The organism is Synechococcus sp. CB0101 (assembly GCF_000179235.2).
Classification (GTDB): domain Bacteria; phylum Cyanobacteriota; class Cyanobacteriia; order PCC-6307; family Cyanobiaceae; genus Vulcanococcus.
Map to the genome: position 1 here is coordinate 1,607,684 of NZ_CP039373.1, position 19,412 is coordinate 1,627,095.

14 protein-coding genes are annotated in these 19,412 nt (G+C 64.6%); 9 read left to right on the forward strand and 5 right to left on the reverse strand.

Annotation, left to right across the window (positions count from 1 at the left end; translation table 11 throughout):
• Positions 1-52: 52 nt before the first annotated feature.
• The 6 genes from thrC (at position 53) to purF (ending at position 8,809) form a co-directional block, all read left to right on the forward strand.
• On the forward strand, positions 53-1,111 hold the full coding sequence (gene thrC, locus CB0101_RS08620) for a threonine synthase (protein WP_050778823.1): 1,059 nt from the start codon (positions 53-55) through the stop codon (positions 1,109-1,111).
• Between the two features lie 472 nt (positions 1,112-1,583).
• The gene (dnaN, locus tag CB0101_RS08625; protein ID WP_010312559.1) at positions 1,584-2,714 is read left to right on the forward strand and encodes a DNA polymerase III subunit beta; all 1,131 of its coding nucleotides are present in this window, start codon (positions 1,584-1,586) and stop codon (positions 2,712-2,714) included.
• Positions 2,711-3,508: an RNA methyltransferase gene (locus CB0101_RS08630; protein ID WP_010312557.1), complete on the forward strand. Its 798-nt coding sequence runs from the start codon at positions 2,711-2,713 to the stop codon at positions 3,506-3,508. The genes dnaN and CB0101_RS08630 overlap by 4 nt, the downstream gene beginning before the upstream one ends.
• A gap of 240 nt (positions 3,509-3,748) precedes the next feature.
• The gene (locus CB0101_RS08635; RefSeq protein WP_136644056.1) at positions 3,749-4,807 is read left to right on the forward strand and encodes a hypothetical protein; all 1,059 of its coding nucleotides are present in this window, start codon (positions 3,749-3,751) and stop codon (positions 4,805-4,807) included.
• 38 nt (positions 4,808-4,845) lie between these two features.
• Positions 4,846-7,200, forward strand: coding sequence for a phosphoribosylformylglycinamidine synthase subunit PurL (gene purL, locus CB0101_RS08640; protein ID WP_010312553.1), 2,355 nt, complete (start codon positions 4,846-4,848; stop codon positions 7,198-7,200).
• Positions 7,201-7,231: 31 nt separating this feature from the next.
• Positions 7,232-8,809, forward strand: a complete 1,578-nt coding sequence (purF, locus tag CB0101_RS08645; RefSeq protein ID WP_010312550.1) for an amidophosphoribosyltransferase — start codon at positions 7,232-7,234, stop codon at positions 8,807-8,809.
• Between the two features lie 9 nt (positions 8,810-8,818).
• Here the strand turns inward: purF and CB0101_RS08650 are convergent, their stop codons facing one another.
• Genes CB0101_RS08650 through CB0101_RS08665 form a run of 4 tightly spaced genes read right to left on the reverse strand, consistent with a single transcriptional unit; the run spans position 8,819 to position 13,328 of the window.
• Positions 8,819-9,703, reverse strand: coding sequence for a hypothetical protein (locus CB0101_RS08650; protein ID WP_010312548.1), 885 nt, complete (start codon positions 9,701-9,703; stop codon positions 8,819-8,821).
• The gene (locus tag CB0101_RS08655) at positions 9,703-11,556 is read right to left on the reverse strand and encodes an aspartate kinase (protein WP_010312546.1); all 1,854 of its coding nucleotides are present in this window, start codon (positions 11,554-11,556) and stop codon (positions 9,703-9,705) included. Before CB0101_RS08655 ends, CB0101_RS08650 begins: the two co-directional genes overlap by 1 nt.
• A gap of 60 nt (positions 11,557-11,616) precedes the next feature.
• Entirely contained in the window at positions 11,617-12,594 is a 978-nt protein-coding gene (gene holA, locus CB0101_RS08660; protein WP_010312544.1) for a DNA polymerase III subunit delta, read from the reverse strand.
• Positions 12,594-13,328 carry a type II toxin-antitoxin system Phd/YefM family antitoxin gene (locus tag CB0101_RS08665; RefSeq protein WP_010312542.1) on the reverse strand — a complete coding sequence of 245 codons (735 nt, stop codon included), beginning with the start codon at positions 13,326-13,328 and terminating at the stop codon, positions 12,594-12,596. Before CB0101_RS08665 ends, holA begins: the two co-directional genes overlap by 1 nt.
• Positions 13,329-13,457: 129 nt before the next feature.
• Here CB0101_RS08665 and CB0101_RS08670 point away from each other — a divergent pair, with 129 nt between their 5' ends.
• The 3 genes from CB0101_RS08670 to CB0101_RS08680 are packed head-to-tail and all read left to right on the forward strand — an operon-like array spanning position 13,458 to position 16,505.
• Positions 13,458-14,126: a precorrin-8X methylmutase gene (locus CB0101_RS08670; RefSeq protein ID WP_010312539.1), complete on the forward strand. Its 669-nt coding sequence runs from the start codon at positions 13,458-13,460 to the stop codon at positions 14,124-14,126.
• 28 nt (positions 14,127-14,154) lie between these two features.
• The gene (locus CB0101_RS08675; protein WP_136644057.1) at positions 14,155-16,113 is read left to right on the forward strand and encodes a tetratricopeptide repeat protein; all 1,959 of its coding nucleotides are present in this window, start codon (positions 14,155-14,157) and stop codon (positions 16,111-16,113) included.
• A complete protein-coding gene (locus tag CB0101_RS08680) occupies positions 16,113-16,505 on the forward strand; it encodes a DUF6165 family protein (RefSeq protein ID WP_010312531.1) in 393 nt (130 codons plus the stop codon). The genes CB0101_RS08675 and CB0101_RS08680 overlap by 1 nt, the downstream gene beginning before the upstream one ends.
• Here the strand turns inward: CB0101_RS08680 and mutS are convergent, their stop codons facing one another.
• On the reverse strand, positions 16,506-19,277 hold the full coding sequence (gene mutS / locus CB0101_RS08685) for a DNA mismatch repair protein MutS (protein ID WP_010312529.1): 2,772 nt from the start codon (positions 19,275-19,277) through the stop codon (positions 16,506-16,508).
• Between the last annotated feature and the right edge of the window lie 135 nt (positions 19,278-19,412).

Here is a 19,412-nt window from a genome sequence, read left to right on the forward strand (position 1 = left end):
CGTGGCCCTGTTGTCCTCCCTTCGCCGGCGCCTGGGACAAACCCGCCCGGCCATGCAGGACTGGCCAGGCCTGATCGAGGGCTACCGCAAGTGGCTGCCGGTGAGCGACAAAACGCCGGTGATCACCCTGCGCGAGGGCGCCACTCCGCTGATCCCGGCCCCGGTAATCGCCGAGCGGATCGGCAAGGGCGTGAAGGTGTACCTGAAATACGATGGCCTCAACCCCACCGGCTCCTTCAAAGACCGGGGCATGACCATGGCCATTTCCAAGGCCAAGGAAGCAGGCTCAGAAGCGGTGATTTGCGCCAGCACCGGCAACACCTCCGCCGCTGCCGCCGCCTATGCCCGCCGGGGCGGCATGCGGGCCTTCGTGCTGATCCCCGATGGCTACGTGGCCCAGGGCAAGCTCGCCCAGGCCCTGCTCTACGGCGCTGAAGTGCTGGCGGTGAAGGGCAACTTCGACCGGGCCCTGGCGATCGTGCAGGAGGTGGCGAACCAATACCCGATCACCCTGGTGAACTCGGTGAACCCCTTCCGCCTGCAGGGCCAGAAAACCGCCGCCTTCGAAGTGGTGGATGCCCTAGGCGAAGCTCCCGACTGGCTCTGCATCCCCGTGGGCAACGCCGGCAACATCAGCGCCTACTGGATGGGCTTCAACGAATACAAGGCGGCCGGTCACAGCCGCCGCTTGCCGCGAATGATGGGCTTCCAGGCCGCGGGATCCGCCCCTCTGGTGCTCGGCCACACCGTGGAGCAGCCCGACACGATCGCCACCGCCATCCGCATCGGCAACCCTGTGAACAAGGAGCGGGCGCTCAAAGCCCGGGCCGAAAGCAACGGTGATTTCATGGCCGTCACCGACGCCGAAATCATCGAGGCCTACAAGCTGCTGGGCAGCGGTGAAGGGGTGTTCTGCGAGCCTGCCAGCGCCGCCTCCGTTGCGGGCCTGCTCAAGCGCCGCGAGGAGGTGCCCGCGGGTGCCACGGTGGTGTGCGTGCTTACCGGCAACGGCCTGAAAGACCCCACCACGGCCATTGAGCACAACGATTCCAAGTTCCACACCGGCCTGGAACCCGATACGGCCACCGTGGCCCGGGTGATGGGCTTCTGAGGCTGAACACCGGCCCTCAGCGGGCGATCCAACCCTTCTTTCAACCCCGCTTGGCTTGGCCAGCGGGGTTTTTTGATGGCGCAACGATCCGCTTCCAACCCAACCAATCTCGAAAGCGTCTGCCCGCAACCTGAGGAAAACCTGGCTCCGAAGCCCTGGAAAACCAGCACGAGCAAACCCGTGCTCCAGTGCGAGGTTTTCCACATCGCCGGGAAACCTGGGAAAGGGCTCGCCAAGTGCCAACTCCTCAACAGGAATCACCAGGCCTGTGGAAACAAGATCGGTTGTGCTGCAATGGGTTTAGTGGCTTTCTCTGAGTTTCCCCACGCTCTACGACTACGGATTGGGATTGTTTGTTCTTGATCCTTTAATCCGATAGACGTGGTGTTCGGGAGAAGCGGGGAAACCGCTCGCTCGGCCCGTTGCACTTCCCAGCGCGTTGTGGAAGCGTGGGGGCCGCTTAGCCCCTGCCATGAAGCTGGTCTGCTCCCAGGCCGAACTCAACGCCAGCCTTCAGCTGGTCAGTCGCGCCGTGGCAGGCAGGCCCACCCACCCGGTGTTGGCCAACGTGCTGCTGACCGCCGACGCCGGCACGGGCCGGCTCAGCCTTACCGGCTTCGATCTGAGCCTGGGCATTCAGACCAGCCTCAGTGCCTCCGTGCACACGAGCGGTGCCATCACCCTGCCGGCACGCCTCTTTGGCGAAATCGTGGCCCGGATGCCGTCGGACAGCCCGATCAGCCTCAGCTGTGAAGAGGGTGGTGAGCAGGTGGAGCTCACCAGCGCCTCCGGCAGCTATCAGATGCGCGGCATGCCGGCCGAAGACTTCCCCGAGTTGCCCCTGGCCCAGGCCGCCACACCGATCAAGCTGGATCCCGACGTGTTAGCGAAGGGGCTGCGCGCCACTCTCTTTGCCAGCAGCAGCGATGAAGCCAAGCAACTGCTCACCGGCGTGCACCTGGGCCTGAATGCCGAAGGGCTGGAGTGTGCTGCGACCGATGGTCACCGCTTGGCCGTGCTGCGCCTTGAGAACAATGCCGAAGGCGAAGCGGAACTGGATGTGACGGTTCCAGCGCGCTCCTTGCGTGAGCTCGAGCGGCTGCTCTCCAGCCGCAGCGGTGGCGATCCTGTGAGCCTGTTCTGTGATCGCGGCCAGGTGGTGTTTCAGTTCGCTGATCAGGTGCTCACCAGCCGCAGCCTCGATGGCACTTACCCCAACTACCGCCAGCTGATCCCCGAGAGCTTTGCCCGCAGCCTCAAGCTCGATCGCAAGGGCCTGCTGGGAGCGCTGGAGCGGGTGGCGGTGCTGGCTGATCAGCACAACAACGTGGTGAAAATCACTAGCGATCCAGTGGCCGGTCAGTTGGCGATCAGCGCCGATGCTCAAGACGTGGGCAGCGGGTCTGAAGCGATCGCGGCCGATGTGAGTGGCGATGCCATCCAGATCGCGTTCAACGTGCGCTATGTGCTGGAGGGCCTCAAGGCCATGGCTGCTGAGCGTGTGGAGCTGCGCTGCAATGCGCCAACTACGCCGGTGGTGCTCGCCCCCCAGGATGATTCGGCTTTCACCTACCTGGTGATGCCTGTGCAGATTCGTCAGTGAGCCTGCCGGAGCAACTGCTGCTGAGCGATCTGCTGCGACGGCGGGTGCGCTGTGATCAAGGCTTGGATCACGGCGCCGGGGCCGTTGCGTGGATGCATCCACCGGTGCATCGCCTCTTGGGTTGGATCAGTAAGCCCTCCGCCTTTGGCGATCGCCGTGAGGCCTGGCGATTGGATCAGCTCCGGGGCCTCAGCGAGCTGGAGGCGCTGGTGAAAGGGCCTGGGGCTGATACCGATCTCCCCACTGTGGATCGGTTGCCCACCCTGATCGAAGCGGTCCTGCTCGATCGCCGTGGCGAGCTGATCGGCACCGTGGCCGATGCGGCCGTTGAGCTCAGCACTGGTTGCATCGCCCACTACCTGGTGGCCCGAAGCGATCCACGCCTCCCGGGTAGCAGCCGTTGGCGCCTCAGCCCCGATCGCATCACCGATCAACAGCCCGGCCAGGTGTTCACGGCGTTGAACGGTCTCGATGATCTGCCGCTAGCCCGCGCCAGCGTGCGCCAGGAGTTCCTGCGTCGCGGCCGCCGCTGGCGCGATCAGCTGCAGGAGGAAACCGAGCGTTTGCGCGATCAGTTCCAGCAGGCTGGCGATCGCTTTGAAGAGCGTCTGGAGGGCTGGTTAGAGGAGGAGCCTGAACGGCAAGCGGAGCCCTATGAATCCGATGAACGTTGGCCTGAGCAGGAGGTGAGTGAGCCCCGCGATGCCTGGGACGACTGGGATGCTCCCGTAGGGGATGTCCGCCGACCGAGTCGCCGTCGGTCTGAAGACGCGGAAGAGGATCCCTGGTTGTAGCTCGTGTGATCCCCGTGTCGGCATTCCGTACAGACCGTTCGGCTGCCGAATGCCCCTTCACCGGGTTTAGCTTGAACAGATCAGGCTGCGACGGATCACGTGTGTTACGGATGTTTCCTGGCTGGAGGTGACAGCACCACCCTTGGCTTGTCTCATGCTTTGGGTGAGAGTTCGATTCGCACGATTCCGTCAGAACAGCTGATCGCGAACGATTTTCGGGACTTCAGTCAGCAGCAGGTGGTGACTGACGGGGTTCTGGACCTCTACCTCCATCGTCCAGCCGGGCCGGTTGCGGTGAATGGTGGTGGCTATGGCGCCCAAACCATTCAAACCCTCGCGATGGACGAGGTGTTTTACAGCTTTTTCACCGCTGCAATTGAGCGTTTGGATGCTGAACTTGCCCTCGATTTCCGCCTGGTTCAAGATCCTGCTCTGGCGGATGTGCGTTTCTATCTCGATACTGAGATCAACCTTGGAGATAGCGGCGGCGTCACGTTGGGAATCGCTCTCTCCAACGACACACCGGAGCGTGATTTCTGGGAGGTGATGCTCAATACCCCCGCCTTCAACGGCGAGAGCGACTACCTCTATTACGCGGCCTTGCACGAGCTTGGCCACACCCTGGGCCTGGAGCATCCCTTCGACAGCTCCGATGGCGATGTGTTCGTGAGTGCCAACTCCTCCCGCAGCGCCTATCCCGAAGAAACGCTGATGGCCTACCGATCGCCGCTGGGGGATCAATGGCCGATCTGGTTCAGCAGCAATGATCTGGCGGCGCTGAAAGCGATCTGGGGCGAAGCCACCGGTGCCGACACACAGCCCAAACCGTTGTCGCAAAAGCTGACTGGCACCAGCAACGACGATGTGCTCACCGGCGGTTCTGGGCCCGATCTCATCCTTGGGTATTTCGGCAACGACATCCTCACCGGAGGACGAGCATCCGACGAGCTCTGGGGTGATAAAGGCAGTAACCAGTACTTCAGCGGTGCCGACGAGGCCACGGACTGGCTCTTGATCAGCCGCGATGGCTCTTCAAAACCCCGTCGCAACCGAGGCACTGTCGATGAGATTGCTGAGCTCGGCCCTGAGGATCGGGTGGGCATCCTCGGCGCCTCCACCCGCCGGCTGCGCTTCAGGTCCACGCTGATCAACAGCACGGCCTATGGCTCGCTTGAGGGCACGGGGATTTACGTGGGCAAGCGCCTAGAAGCCGTGTACACCGGCGGTGATCTCAGCCGTGCTGACCTGCGCGATCTCAGCGAGGGTTTGCCCGCCAGCTACACCGGCGACCTCGGGTGAGTCGCTCAGCGAGACTGGACTGATCTGCTCCGTAGGTCGTGGTCGCCGCTCCCGAGTATTCCGTTCCCGACGCTCTCAAGAAGGAGAACCTCAGCCAGCCGGATTACGACGAGATTTGTCGCCGCCTCGGGCGCGCCCCCAACCGCGCTGAGCTGGGCATGTTCGGCGTGATGTGGTCGGAGCACTGCTGTTACCGCAACTCGCGCCCACTGCTCCAGGGCTTCCCCACCAGCGGCCCGCGCATCCTGGTGGGCCCCGGTGAGAACGCCGGGGTGGTGGACCTGGGCGAAGGCCAGCGCCTGGCCTTCAAGATCGAGAGCCACAACCATCCCTCGGCCGTGGAGCCGTTCCAGGGAGCGGCCACGGGCGTGGGCGGCATCCTGCGCGACATCTTCACCATGGGCGCCCGGCCCATCGCCCTGCTCAATGCCCTGCGCTTTGGGCCCCTGGAAGACGAGCGGAATGTGGGCTTGATGGAGGGCGTGGTGGCTGGCATCGCCCACTACGGCAATTGCGTGGGCGTGCCCACCGTGGGTGGTGAAGTGGCGTTCGATGCCAGCTACTCCGGCAACCCGCTGGTGAACGCCATGGCTCTGGGGCTGATGGAAACCGAGCAGATCGTCTGCTCCGGTGCCGAGGGCGTGGGCTATCCGGTGGTCTATGTGGGCAGCACCACCGGCCGCGACGGCATGGGCGGCGCCAGCTTCGCCAGCGCCGAGCTCACCGAGGCCTCCCTCGACGACCGCCCCGCCGTGCAGGTGGGAGATCCCTTCCTGGAGAAGGGCCTGATCGAGGCTTGCCTCGAGGCTTTCCAGACCGGTGACGTGGTGGCTGCGCAAGACATGGGCGCCGCCGGCCTCACCTGCAGCTGCTCGGAGATGGCCGCCAAAGGGGGGCTGGGGATTGAGCTGGATCTCGATCGCGTGCCCGCTCGCGAGGCCGGCATGACTCCCTACGAATTCCTGCTCAGCGAATCCCAGGAGCGGATGCTGTTCGTGGTGAAGCCCGGCCGTGAGCAGGCGTTGATGGATCGTTTCACCCGCTGGGGCCTGCAGGCCGCTGTGGTGGGCCGCGTGCTGGAAGACAACATTGTGCGCGTGCTCCAGAACGGTTCCGTCGCGGCTGAAGTGCCCGCCAGCGCCCTGGCCGACGACACCCCGATCAACCGCCATGAGCTGATCAGCGAGCCACCAGTCGAGATCCAGGCCCACTGGCGCTGGAGTGAATCCGAGTTGCCCCCCGCGAGTGCCAGCGGCATCACCCCGGCAGGGAGCACCGCCCTGAGCTGGAATGCGGCCCTGCTGCAGCTGCTCGACGATCCCACCATCGCCTCCAAGCGCTGGGTCTACCGCCAATACGACCACCAGGTGCAGGCCAACACCGTGGTGCCCCCCGGTGGCGCCGATGCGGCTGTTGTGCGCCTGCGGCCCCAAGCCACCACGGAGGCCGCGACCCGTGGCGTGGCGGCTGTGGTCGATTGCCCGAACCGCTGGGTGGCCCTCGACCCCGAGCGCGGTGGCATGGCGGCCGTGGCTGAGGCGGCCCGCAACCTCAGCTGTGCGGGGGCCGAGCCCCTGGCCGTGACCGACAACCTCAACTTCCCGTCCCCGGAAACCCCTACCGGCTACTGGCAGCTGGCTCTGGCCTGCCGTGGCCTTTCGGCGGCCTGCTCCGCGCTGGACACGCCCGTCACCGGCGGCAATGTCTCCCTTTACAACGAAACCCGCCTGCCCGATGGGCGCATGCAGCCGATTCACCCCACGCCGGTGGTGGGCATGGTGGGCCTCGTGCACGATTTGGCCCACGTGCGCGGCCAGGCCTGGCGGGAAGCCGGCGATGCCATCTGGCTGCTGGGGGTGCCGCTTGAGGCAGGAGAGGCTCCCGCCGATCCCCGCCTGAGCCTGGCTGGCAGCAGCTATCTTGAGCGGGTGCATGGAGCCGTCACAGGGCGCCCGCCCGAGATTGATCTGCCGCTGGAGCGCTCCGTGCAGGGCTTCCTGCGCCAGGCGATCGCGGCGGGCCTGGTGCGCTCCGCCCACGACCTCAGCGATGGCGGCCTGGCGGTGGCTGCCGCCGAGAGCTGCATCGCCAGCGGCCTCGGCGCCCACCTGGAGATCCCTGCCAGCGCCGCCCGGGTTGATCGCCTGCTGTTTGCCGAAGGCGGAGCCCGCATCCTGGTGAGCGTGGCTCCGGCCCAGGGCGCTGCTTGGCAGCAGGCGCTGGATGCGGCCGGCGTTCCGGCTCAATGTCTGGGTGTGGTGGCTGCAGAGGCTGAACTGCAGATCCAGCAGGCCGGTCAGCCTCTGGTGCAGCTGCCGGTGGCTCAGCTGGAGACCCAGTTCGAGCAGGCCATTCCCCGCCGGATGGGTGTCGACCTGCCTCCGACTGCCTGAATCCCAACCCTCCAGCACGAAGGCCGCACTGATGCACAATGCTGAAACAAACCAGAAGGTGGGAACTGCGGTGACCGACGTGCACTCCGTCTCGCGTCCCACGACTGAACAGCTCTCATCTGAGGCCTTCAACCCCGAGCGCCCCGACAAGCCGGAAGAGGCCTGCGGTGTGTTTGCAGTGCTGGCAAAGGATCAGCCTGTGGCCAACCTCACCTATTTCGGCCTCTACGCCCTGCAGCACCGCGGCCAGGAGTCGGCGGGGATTGCGGTGTTTGATGCCGATCCCGGCGAGGCAGCGCGTCCCAAGGTGCGCATGCACAAGGACATGGGCCTGGTGAGCCAGGTGTTTGACCAGAGCGTGCTGGAGCGTCTACCCGGCCAACTGGCCATTGGGCACAACCGCTACTCCACCACCGGCAGCAGCAAGGCTTGCAACGCCCAGCCGGTGCTGCTCAACACTCGCCTCGGCCCCCTCGCCTTCGCGCACAACGGCAACCTGGTGAATGCCGGCGAACTGCGCGAAGCAATTGCTGCCGATATCCCCGAGGTGGAGTTCACCTCCACCACCGATTCGGAGCTGATCGCTTTTGCGATCCAGCACGCCGTGAATCAGGGCCTGGGTTGGGAAGCGGCGATCCGCGAGGCCGCCAGCCGCTGCCGCGGTGCCTTCAGCCTGGTGATCGGCACGCCGGAGGGGCTGTATGCCCTGCGCGATGGCCACGGCATTCGGCCGCTGGTGTTTGGCCACATGGGCGAGCGCAGCGAGGCCCAGTGGGTGGTGAGCAGCGAAACCTGTGGGCTCGACATCATCGGCGCCAGCTTCGACGGCGATGTGGAGCCCGGCGAACTCATGCACTTTCGCCTCGGCGATCCCGAGCCCAGCCGCAGCCGCTGGATCACAGAGCCCGCGAAGCTCTGCGTGTTCGAGATGATCTATTTCGCCCGGCCTGATAGCCGTTTCTTCGGCGAATCGCTGTACAGCTACCGCGTGCGCATCGGCGAAGTGCTGGCGCGCGAAACGCCGGTAGAGGCCGACATCGTGATCGGCGTGCCCGATTCCGGCATCCCGGCGGCGATCGGCTATTCGCAGTACAGCGGCATCCCCTTCGGCGATGGCCTGATCAAAAACCGCTACGTGGGCCGCACCTTCATCCAGCCCACCCAGGCGATGCGTGAAGCCGGCATCCGCGTGAAGCTCAACCCCCTCCCGGATGTGCTCGCCGGCAAGCGCGTGGTCGTGATCGACGACTCCATCGTGCGCGGCACCACCAGCCGCAAGCTCGTAGCCGCCATCCGCGATGCCGGTGCCACCGAGGTGCACATGCGGATCAGTTCCCCGCCGGTGACCCACCCCTGCTTCTACGGCATCGACACCGACACCCAGGATCAGCTGATTGCCGCCCGCCTCACCCTCGAGGAGATCGCCGCCCACCTCGGCGTGGATTCCCTCGCCTACCTGAGCAAGGAGGGCATGGTGGAAGCCGCCCAGGCCAACGCGGGCCACTTCTGCACGGCCTGCTTCGATGGCGCCTATCCGATCGACATGGATGAGAGCGTGAGCGGTAGCAAGCTGATGCTCGAGCCCAAGGGGATTGCTGCCACGGTGTGACGCTGCTGATCAGCTGGCGGCTTGATGTGGAAGCTTGTTGATGTAGTGGAGAAATGACGGGTGGCCATGTTCCACCCGTAGGAACCGCCAGCACTCTCGGCTCGGCTTCATCACGGGGAAGCGATGCAGAACGGTGAGGGTGGCTGCTGTTTCCAAAGGACCAACAAATCCTTCTCGCGGTAGCTCTGAACCTCGCAACAACGCCGCTTGCGTTTGGCTCAGGCAGAACGTGCCGGAGTGTGGGTTGTCCGCAATGTCGAACGACACGGTTTCAACCCCGCGGAATTGACCATTGGCCACGTTGGCTTGTGGTTGGGAGAATTGTCGAATGAAGTCAGGTGATAAAGGCCCATCCACCATCAGAGTTTCCATCGAGCCGGCATCGATCCGTTCGTAGCGATGAGGCATCAAGGAGAATTGATGGTTGGTTTTCTCGTGAAACCAGGCCAGCTTATCGAAGAAGAGTGGATCATGAATCACGACATCATCTTCCATGTAGCTCAACAGATCGGCGTCGCCATGCTTCTGGATTAGATGATCGCGGCAGGCCAGTGGTAATTCACGAGGGTTGTCCAAGGCCAGTGTGATGACCTCGATCCGATTGCGATAGAGATCGAGCACATCATCGAGCCTGTTTTCACCATCGGTGCAGATGCTGATCTTGATTTCTAGCGGCTCCGCGCTGTTGGCGAGATGGTCGATGCTTTTGCGGCTGATGTTCAGCTGGCAGGTTTCGGCAGCTCGCTGAAGATTGAGCAACCCTGTGATGCAGCGCGACAGAGCGATGCTGCGTTGCAGCCGGGCGCCACTGCGCAGGGACCCATAGCCGTTGGGGTTATCCCCGGGATCGGCGTGTTCGCGGAAGTAGTGCGGGATGCAGACCTGAACCCGCATCACACGGGGGCCTCCGTGCCCTGCGCCTGGTGTTGCACTGCACCGCCCAAGCCAAAGGCCGCGTGCACCACCTGCAGCGCCTTCACGCCATCGCCCTCTGGCACCACGCAGCTGGTGCGGATCTCGCTGGTGGCGATCATCTCGATGTTCACCCCCGCTTCCGCCAGGGAGCGGAACATGCGCGCGGCGGTGCCGGCGGTGCAGGGCATGCCGGCGCCAACGGCACTCACGCGGGCAATGGCCATGCCCTCTTCAAGGCTGGCGCCGGGCCATTGATTCAGGAGAGGCTGCAGAGCGGTACGGGCTCGCTCCAGTTCCTCGCGCTTGAGGCAGAAGCCCATGTCGCGGCTTTGCTGATCGCCGGAGCCGTGGCTGCGTTCTGATTGCACGATCGCATCGAGGCTGATGCCGGCATCGGCGAGCACGCGGCACACGGCTGCGGCGGTGCCCGGCTTGTCGGGGATCCGGCGCACGGCCACCTGGGCTTGGTCGCGATCCAGGGCCACGCCGCGCACTTCCGGTTCGCCGGCGCCGGAGGGTGGCGGGTTGAGATGCAGCTGGCGCTCGTTCAGCTCGAAGCACTGGGCTGCCGCCTGCAGCGCCTTATTGCCTTGATGGCCAGCCACCAGACAGCTCACCTTCACTTCGCTGGTGGCGATCAGGCGCAGGTTGATGCCGCCCTTGGCGAGGGTGTCGAACAGGCGGGCCGCCACTCCGGGGCGACCCATGATCCCGGCACCCGAGATGCTCAGTTTGGCCATGCCGCCCTGGGCGCTGATCGTGGCGGTTTCGGCGCCGGGTCCCATGGCTGCCAGCACCTCGCGGCACACCAGCTGAGCGCGATCCAGCTGCGCCTCGGCCACGGTGAAGGCGATGTCATTGGTGAAGCCGCAATGATCGCCGCTGCAGGCGGTGTCGGCTTCATGGGTGGATTGCACGATCAGATCCACGTTCAGACCCGCGGCTGAAAGCGCTTCAAACAGCTGGGCTGCCACTCCGGGGCGGTCGGGCACATGGGCCAGGGCCAGCACGGCCTGGTCGGTGTCGAGTTCGGCGCCATCCACGGGTTTCCCCAGCTCGAGGCCCTCGCCGCTACCGCGGCGGCTGGCGGCATCGCTGGTGAGCAGGGTGCCGGGCTGATCGCTCCAGCTGGAGCGCACCACCAGGGGCACGCCGTAGTTGCGGGCGATCTCCACGGCCCGCGGGTGCAACACCGCTGCGCCGAGGCTGGCCAGCTCGAGCATTTCGTTGCAGGTGATCGTGTCCATCAGCTGGGCATCGGCCACTTTGCGCGGGTCAGTGGTGAGCACCCCCGGCACATCGGTGTAGATCTCGCAGGCATCGGCGCCGAGCGCGGCTGCCAGGGCCACAGCCGAGGTGTCGGAGCCGCCGCGGCCCAGGGTAGTGATCTCGGGCAGGCCGCTCAACCCACTGCTGGTCCCCTGGAAGCCAGCCACCACCACCACGTTGCCGTCGCCCAGCAGCCGCTGCAGGCGGTCGGTGCGCACCTCGAGGATGCGAGCGCGGCCATGGGCTGATTCGGTGAGAATGCCCACCTGGGGGCCGGTCATCGAGACGGCCGGCACCCCCAGGGCGTTGAGCGCCATCGCCAGGAGCGCGATCGACACCTGCTCACCGGTGGCCAGCAGCATGTCCATCTCCCGCTGGGGCGGGTTGCTGCTGATCGCCCGCGCCAACCCCGTGAGCTCATCAGTGGTGTGGCCCATGGCCGACACCACGATCACCAGATCGTTTCCGGCCTGGCGGCTGGCGGCGATGCGCTGGGCCACGGCCTGGATCCGCTCCACATCGGCCACGGAGGTGCCGCCGAACTTCTGGACCAGCAGGGCCATGGCGAGGAGCGCGTGAAGCGTTAACGGGTGATTGTCGTATGTGGCGTTGCGATGGTGTTCTCAGCTCGTGAGCAGGAAGCCATCCCGGAAGGCATCGCCCGGATCGCTGCCGCGTTTGAGGGCGGCTTCCACCTCCAGCAGTTGCCGCAGCAAGGCCAGGAACCGGGCCGGCTGACGGCCGCGAATCTGTTTGCGCATCACATAGATGCGTTTGGGGTTGCCAATGCCGGCGGCCTTGGCGATGGCATTCACATCGCTTTCGCCCTGTTGATCCAGCAGGCTCACCCACAGCCAGCCGCGGATCTGCCCACAAAGGGTGGCCACGATCCGCAGCGCTGGCTCATTGGCCTCCAGCAGGGCATCCACCAAGGCCACGGCTTCGGCGGGCTTGCCGGCGAGCAGGGCATCGCCCACCTGGAGGGCGTTGGTGGCGTGGCTGCCCACCAGGGCTTCGACGGCCGCGGTGGTGATCGCTTGTGCGCCCACATAGAGGGCCAGCTTCTCCAGCTCGCTCGCCAGGCGGGCGCTGTCGCTGCCGATCGCTTCGCTGAGGGCTTCGGCCGCTGCTGGCTCGAGCTGCAGCCCCAACTCCCGGGCGGTGCGCTGAACCAGCTCCACCTGGCCGGCGCCATCCCACACGGCCGGCAGCTGAAAGCTTTGCTCCTTGGCTTCGCCAGCCTTGACGAGCTTCTGCAGCGCTTTGGTGGTGCGCAGGCGGCCATCCGGTTTGCCACTGTTCACCAGCAGCAGATGGCAGTTGTCGGGGATCAGGGCCAGTGAGGCCTCCAGCTGCTCCGCCAGCTCAGCTGGGCACTGGTTGCAGAAGGGACTGCGCTGCAGCACCACCACTCGATCGCCGCCGCCGAAGGGTGGTGTGCGCGCCTCTTCGAGGGCTTGCGTGGCCTGGCTGGTGTCGTTGCCATCGAGGCGGGCCAAGTTGATGCTCTGCCAGGCCGGATCGGTGTGCTCACGGATAAGGGTGTCCACCGCCCGGGTGCGGGCTGCTTCGTCGTCGCCCCAGAGCAAATGGATGGGCATCAGAGGCGCAGGGCGCTGAGCACCGGGTGCTGGCCAGTCTGGGCGAGGGCGGGGTGATCGGTCACCAACACGGCCGCTTCCGAAGCGATGGCGGTGGCGAGTTCCAGGGCTTGGATCGCTTCGAGCTGCGGTTCCTGGCGCTGCAGGCGCGCTGCGGCGAGTACGAGGGCACCATCCGCGGGTACCTGCCTCCATTGCTGGGGGTTGGTGAAGGCGGTGGCATAGCGCTGTGTCAGGACTTCATCCCCTTGCGCCAGCGGACCCTCCAAGACCCGCGCCAGGCTCACGCTGCTGATCACCCCCTGCCAGGTGCCCTGGGCGATGCCTTGCATGATCGGTTTCAGGTATTTGCCGGTCCCCTTGGCATCCGCCAGGAAGGCCACCAGCGCTGATCCATCCAGGGCGATCCGACTGCCCCGCACCAGCTGTCCTGGGCTGAAGGCGTTGGGGGTCTCGAGGGGTTGAACGAGGTTCGGAGCCGTGGCAGCGGGTCTGGCGGGGTGCCGCTGGTTCGGATCCCAGCAGCCTCGGCCGCTGCCCTGCAGGGTCATCAGGCCTTGGATTTGGCGTTGGCGCTCCAGGGGATCGTTGGGCGGCTGGCCACCGATGGGCACCAGAGCGGCCATGGGCTTTTTGTGCCGCTGGATCACAAACGCCTCACCAGCGGATGCGCGTTCCAACAGCTCCGGCAGGCGACGGCGCGCTTCTTCAACGCCCAGGGGGGTGTCCTGCATCGTTCACGCCGTGTTCAGGGTTCTGTACAGACGGTACGAAAGAAGGAGAACGTTGCTGATTGGGCCGGTCAGTCCTCCAAGTGCTCAGCGAACGATCAAGCTGCCTGGATCTCTCTGGGAGGCTCCGGTGTGGCTGAGGCCCGGGCCAGCTTTGACCATCCGATCTTCAGCGAGAGCATTCGGCTGATTCGTGCCGCCCTGGCGGATACCGCTTTCAGCCTCGAGCGTTGGTCTCCCGTGGAGCAAGACGTGCTGCTGCGTCTGATCCACAGCAGCGGTGATCTGACCCTCGCCAACGACGTGCACTTCTCAGAAGGGGCCTGTGTTGCTGGTCTTCAGGCGTTGGCAGCTGGCGCTGCGATCCTCACGGACACCGCCATGGCGGCCGCTGCTGTGGCTCCGATGGCTGGGCGCACCTTTGGTAACGCCGTGCACAGCGTGCTGGATTGGGCGCCCTCTCAAGCACCCGAGGGCAGCACCCGAGCCGCTGCTGGCATGGCTGAGGCGTTGCAGGCCCATCCAGTTGCCGTGGTGTTGATCGGCAGTGCGCCAACGGCTTTGGAGCTGTTGTTGGAGCAGGTGGCTGCGGGGCAATCGGCGCCACCGGCGTTGGTGATCGGTATGCCGGTGGGGTTTGTGGGGGTGGCCGAGAGCAAGCGCCACCTGGCGCAAAGCGCCTTACCCCAAATCCGCCTGGAGGGCAGCCGAGGGGGAGCGAGTTTGGTGGGTGCTGCCGTGAACGCCTTGCTGCGGCGGGCTTGGCTCGAGCCGGTGTTCAGCGGACAGCGCAGGCCTTGATAATGGGCGTCTGAATGATTGAGTTGCGGTGAGTCGCGGATTTCAGCCCAGCCGCAAGATTCGAGAGCGTTCAACACCAACAGGTTTGGCTGAACTTCAGCAACTGGTTCAACACCATGCCGCTGGCCAGTTAACCGATCCCTTATCGGCTTATCGTGATCTACAGGATCGCGGAGTTCAGCATCCCGTTCTTGCTTTCAATCTGGCTCAGCTGGAGTTCGCAGCCGGTGAGCTTGAGCGTGCTGATCATTGCCTGGATCAGACTCTCAAGATGCAATCGGATCTCGCAGTCGCTTGGGCTCTGCGCGGAACCATAAAGCGCCGCCTCGGTGAAATTCAAGCAGCGTTGGAGTGTTTGCAGAGAGCGCTCGAGCTGGATGAACATCAATTTCCAGCATGGCTTACCTTGTCGGTTTTATTCCATGATCAAGGAAGCTATCTGGAGGCGATCAAGGCCTCGACGCGCGCCCTCGATCTGCAATCGGATTCAGCGGCAGCGCATGCGAACCATTCGATGATTCTTCTGGCGCTTGGTCAGAGTTCTGAGGCTGAGCATCATGCTCGTTTATCCGTTCAGAACGATGCTGAGCTGCCAGAAGCATTTCTCAACTTAGGAAATGCCTTGCATGCGCAGGAGCGTTGGGATGATGCGATTCAGGCACTTCAAGAGGCGATTCGTCTGAGGCCTCTCTTTGCGCCTGCACTCTCCAGCCTGGGTAATGCACTGCGCGCCAAGGATCAGTTGTTGGAGGCAGAGGAGATGTTTCGGAGATCGATGGAAGCTGAGCCAAGCTACTTTCAGGCTTATTCCAACCTCGCCATTACTCAGAGAGCCCTTGGACAGCTGGATCAGGCTCTCGACACTGCCCTCAAAGCACTTGAGTTAGCGCCCGATCATGCCGACGTGCATAGCAATTTGGGAGTGATTTGCCATGAGCGTGGGGAATGGGGAGAGGCTGAGGCGGCCTTGCGACGTTCTCTGGAGTTAGCGCCCGATCATGCTGAATCCCATTTCAGCTTGGCCTCAATCCTGCTTCAGCAGGGTGATTATGAGCAGGGCTGGCTTGAGTATGAATGGCGTTTCACTCACAATGCACGTCATCCAATCGTGCGCGAGGTCAGTGATCGACCTCGCTGGTTAGGACCTCAACAGCAATCTCATGTTCAGCAAATCGTTTTGTTGCATGAACAGGGTCTGGGTGACAGTTTTCAATTCATTCGGTTTGCACCCTTGCTAAGCGCCTATGCCAAGAGCGTTGTGTTCACGTGTCCAAAGCCGTTGATGGCGTTGTTTGCCTCATCCGGCTTGGTGGATGAGGTACTGCCGATCGATGTGGATTCAGAGCAACTGTCGCGTGATGCCGTCTGGTTGCCGTTGATGAGCCTGCCGGCGGTGCTTGGGCTTTCGGAATCCAGTTTCGGTGAAGCGATTCCTTATCTGCCTGTTGATGGAGAGCGGGTCAAGTTCTGGCGGAAGAAGCTCGATTCTTGCTGTTGTCTGATTGCTTTGAACTGGCAGGGAAATCCTGAGCACGAAAAAACAACGTCTCGCGGGCGTTCTATTCCGCTCGAAGCATTTGCTCCTTTGGCCATGCTGCCCGGTGTTCGCTTCATCTCCCTCCAGAAAGGATACGGATCTGAGCAGCTAGCCACCTGTAGTTTCAAGGAACAGTTTGTGTCGTGCCAGGACGAGATTGACGCCGCTTGGGATTTCGAAGATGCCGCAGCGTTGATGGCTTGCTCCGATCTGGTGATCAGCTCGGATACCTCCGCTGCCCATTTGGCAGGAGCGGTGGGAGCCCGGTTGTGGATGCCACTGAAACGGGTCCCTGAGTGGCGCTGGGGCACCGGCGGCTCCACCAGCCCTTGGTATCCAACCGCCACCCTGTTTCGCCAGGAGCGCGACGGTGATTGGTCGGTCCCAGTTCAGGCGATGCGACAAGATTTGGAGCTTGAGATACTGGCTGCTTCGGAGCGCGCAAGCTGATGCCCCTGTTGATTCCGGCTTCGGTGGGTGAGCTGATCGACAAGATCACCATCCTCGAGATCAAGCAGCAGCGCATCGCCGATGCAGCCAAGCAGCTGAACATCAGTCGAGAGCTGCAGGCCTTGATGGCAGTGGTGGAGGAGCAGGAGCTGGGCTATCACTCCGGTGCTCTGGCAGAACTCGGTCAACAGCTTTCGGCTGTGAATCAGCAGCTTTGGGACATTGAAGACGACATTCGCGAATGTGAGCGTCAGGCGGATTTTGGGACTCGTTTTGTGGAGCTGGCCCGTGCTGTGTATCACCGCAACGATGAGCGTGCTGCCCTGAAGCGGCGCATCAATGAGCAGTGCGGTTCGGAGTTGGTGGAGGAGAAGTCCTACGCGGCTTACTGATCAGGCGGCCGCTGGCCCCACCACTACATGGCTATTGGCCTCGATTCGCCCCAGCACCTGGCGGGCGCGCCGCACGACGGCTGGGGGTACACCGGCTAGCCGTGCCGCTTCAATGCCGTAGCTGCGGTTGGCGCCGCCGTTCACCACGCGGTGCAGGAAGCGCAGCTCTTCGCCGGTGTCTTCCACCAGCACTTGTGCATTGGCCACGTTGGGCAGTTGATCGGCCAGCTCATTGAGCTCGTGGTAGTGGGTGGCAAACACGCTGCGGGCGCCGATCTGGTCGGCCAGGTATTCCGCCACGGCCCAGGCGATCGAGAGGCCATCGAAGGTGGCGGTGCCGCGGCCGATCTCATCCAGCAACACCAGGGAGCGCTCCGTGGCGTGGTGAAGGATGTTGGCGGTTTCGGCCATCTCCACCATGAAGGTGGATTGGCCTGCGGCCAGATCGTCGCCGGCCCCCACCCGCGTGAAGATCCGATCGGTGATCCCCAGCCGGGCGCTCTGGGCTGGAATCCAGCTGCCGATCTGGGCCATCAGTTGCAGTAGGCCCGTTTGGCGCAGGTAACAGCTCTTGCCACTGGCATTGGGGCCAGTGAGCACGATCAGGTCGGGATGGCCAGTCGCTTGCGAGCCCGTGGCTGAACCGAGCTGGATGTTGTTCGGGGTGAAGGGTTCCTCCACCAGCAGTTGTTCCACAACCGGATGGCGGCCGGCTTCGATCTGAAGCACGCGCGCCTCCTGGCCTTCTGGATCAGTGAGTTCCGGTTTGCAGTAGCCGCTGGTGGCGGCCACCTCTGCCAGCGACGCGATCGCATCCAGTTCGGACACCAGCCGGGCGGCGGCGCGGATCGGGCCTGCTTGTTCGCCCACGCGGTTGCGGAGCTCGCAGAATAGTTGGTATTCCCGTTGGGCGGCCCGGGCTCGCAGCTGCAGGATGCGCCCCTCTCGGGCCTTGAGCTCGGGGGTGACGAAGCGCTCTTCGTTCGCCAGCGTTTGGCGGCGGATCCAGTGCTCCGGCACGCTGCGGGCCTTCGCCCTGCTCACCGCCAGGAAGTAGCCAAAGGTGCGGTGGTATTGCAGCTTGAGGGTGTTGATGCCGCTGGCGCTGCGCTCGGCGGCCTCCTGCTCGGTGAGCCAGGCCTCCTGGTCGTCGAGTTGGTTGCGCAGTCCATCGAGCTGGGTATCGACGCCGTCGTGAATCAGGCCCCCTTCCGTGAGGCTCAGGGGCGGGGTATCGAGCAGCTGGTGGCGCAGTTCAGCGGCGAGGGCATCGAGTTCGGGCCAAGAGCGCGCCAGGGCTGAGAGCGGCGGGCTTGTGGCTGCGGCGGCGCTGATCTGGCTGGCCAGCTGCGGCAGCCGCTCCAGGCCATCGGCGAGGGCCACCAGGTCACGGGCTGAGGCGCTGCCCGCGCCCGCTCGGCCGGCCAGCCGCTCTAGATCCCCCATGGGGCGCAGCAGCCGGCGCAGGCCCAGCCGCAGCCGGCGGTTGTGAACCAGCTCGCTCACGCCGTCTTGCCGGGACAGGATTGCGATCCGGTCCACCAGTGGCGCTTCAATCCAGCGGCGCAGGCAGCGACCGCCCATGGCGGTGTGGGTTCGATCCAGGGCCCAGAGCAGGGAGCCCTGCAGCCCGCCGTTTAGCTGGGTGCGGGTGAGCTCAAGGTTGCGCCGGGTGGCGGCATCGAGCACCAGCTGATCGCCCGCCTGCCAGGTGGTGGGCAGCTCCAGGGGCACCGCGCTGCCGGGTTGGGTGTCGTCGAGATAGCGGAGTAAACCGCCGGCGGCTCTCATCCCCAGGGGCATCTCGCCGAGCCCGAGGCCATCGAGGCTGGCCAGCCGGAAGCGCTCCAGCAGTGCCACCCGCGCTTCCTCGGCGCTGAACGGTGTGCGGGGCAGGGGGGTGAGCCTTAGCGCATCTGGACACCAGGCGGGCTCGCCGTCGCCCGGCCACAGCACCTCCGCGGCATCCACCTGCAGCAGCTCCTGGTGGAGTTGATCGCTGCCGTCGCGTTCGGTCACGCGGAATTCGCCGGTGCTCACATCGGCCACCGCCAGCCCCCAGCGCGACTGCTCACACAACACGGCGCAGAGCCAGTTGTTGCGGCGAGCGCTGAGCAGCCCCTCCTCGAGCACAGTGCCCGGGGTGAGCACCCTTGTGATTTCGCGTTTGAGCAGGGCACCCTTGGCGGGCGTGGTTTCCACCTGATCGCAGAGGGCCACGCTCAGGCCGCGGCTCACCAGTTCGGCGCAATAGCGCTCGGCGGCGTGATGGGGGATGCCCGCCATGGGCACGCGTCCGACAGCCTTGCCGCCCTCCTTGCCGGTGAGGGTGAGCTCCAGCAGGCGCGAGAGCTGGATGGCGTCTTCAAAGAAGCACTCAAAAAAGTCGCCCAGGCGGTAGAGCAGCACCCGCTCGGGATGGGCGGCTTTGAGCTCCACGTAGTGGCGCAGCATCGGCGTGAGCTGCTCCGCTTCCACCAGGCTGTGGTGGTGCCAGGGGGGCAGGTCGGAGTCGGGGGTCTCGGCGCCTGGCGTTTCTGGGGTGGAGTCCTCGGCTGCTGCTGCTTGCGGTTGCTGGCGTTGCCGCGGCCGGCGGTTGGCGTCTTCGGTTAGGGCGGCTTCATCCAGTGGATCGCAGCTGGCTTCGCCGGTTGCAGCTGATCTCTGGCTTTCTTGTTGGCCCCGTTTTTGGGGCGCTGAATCAACGGGCTCGAGGCCGAACAGCGTTCCCTGCAGGGCCAGTTCCGGCTGCTGCGGGGAAGACGCGGTCAAGGCTCAGGAGCGGGTGCCTGATCGTAGGTGGGCCGTTTTGGCGTTCACCGGCCACAACATGTGAAGGAACCCTCGCGCAGGCGCCGTTCGCCATGAACCCGCGTGGGAGAATCCCTCAACTGATCGGCCGGCGCC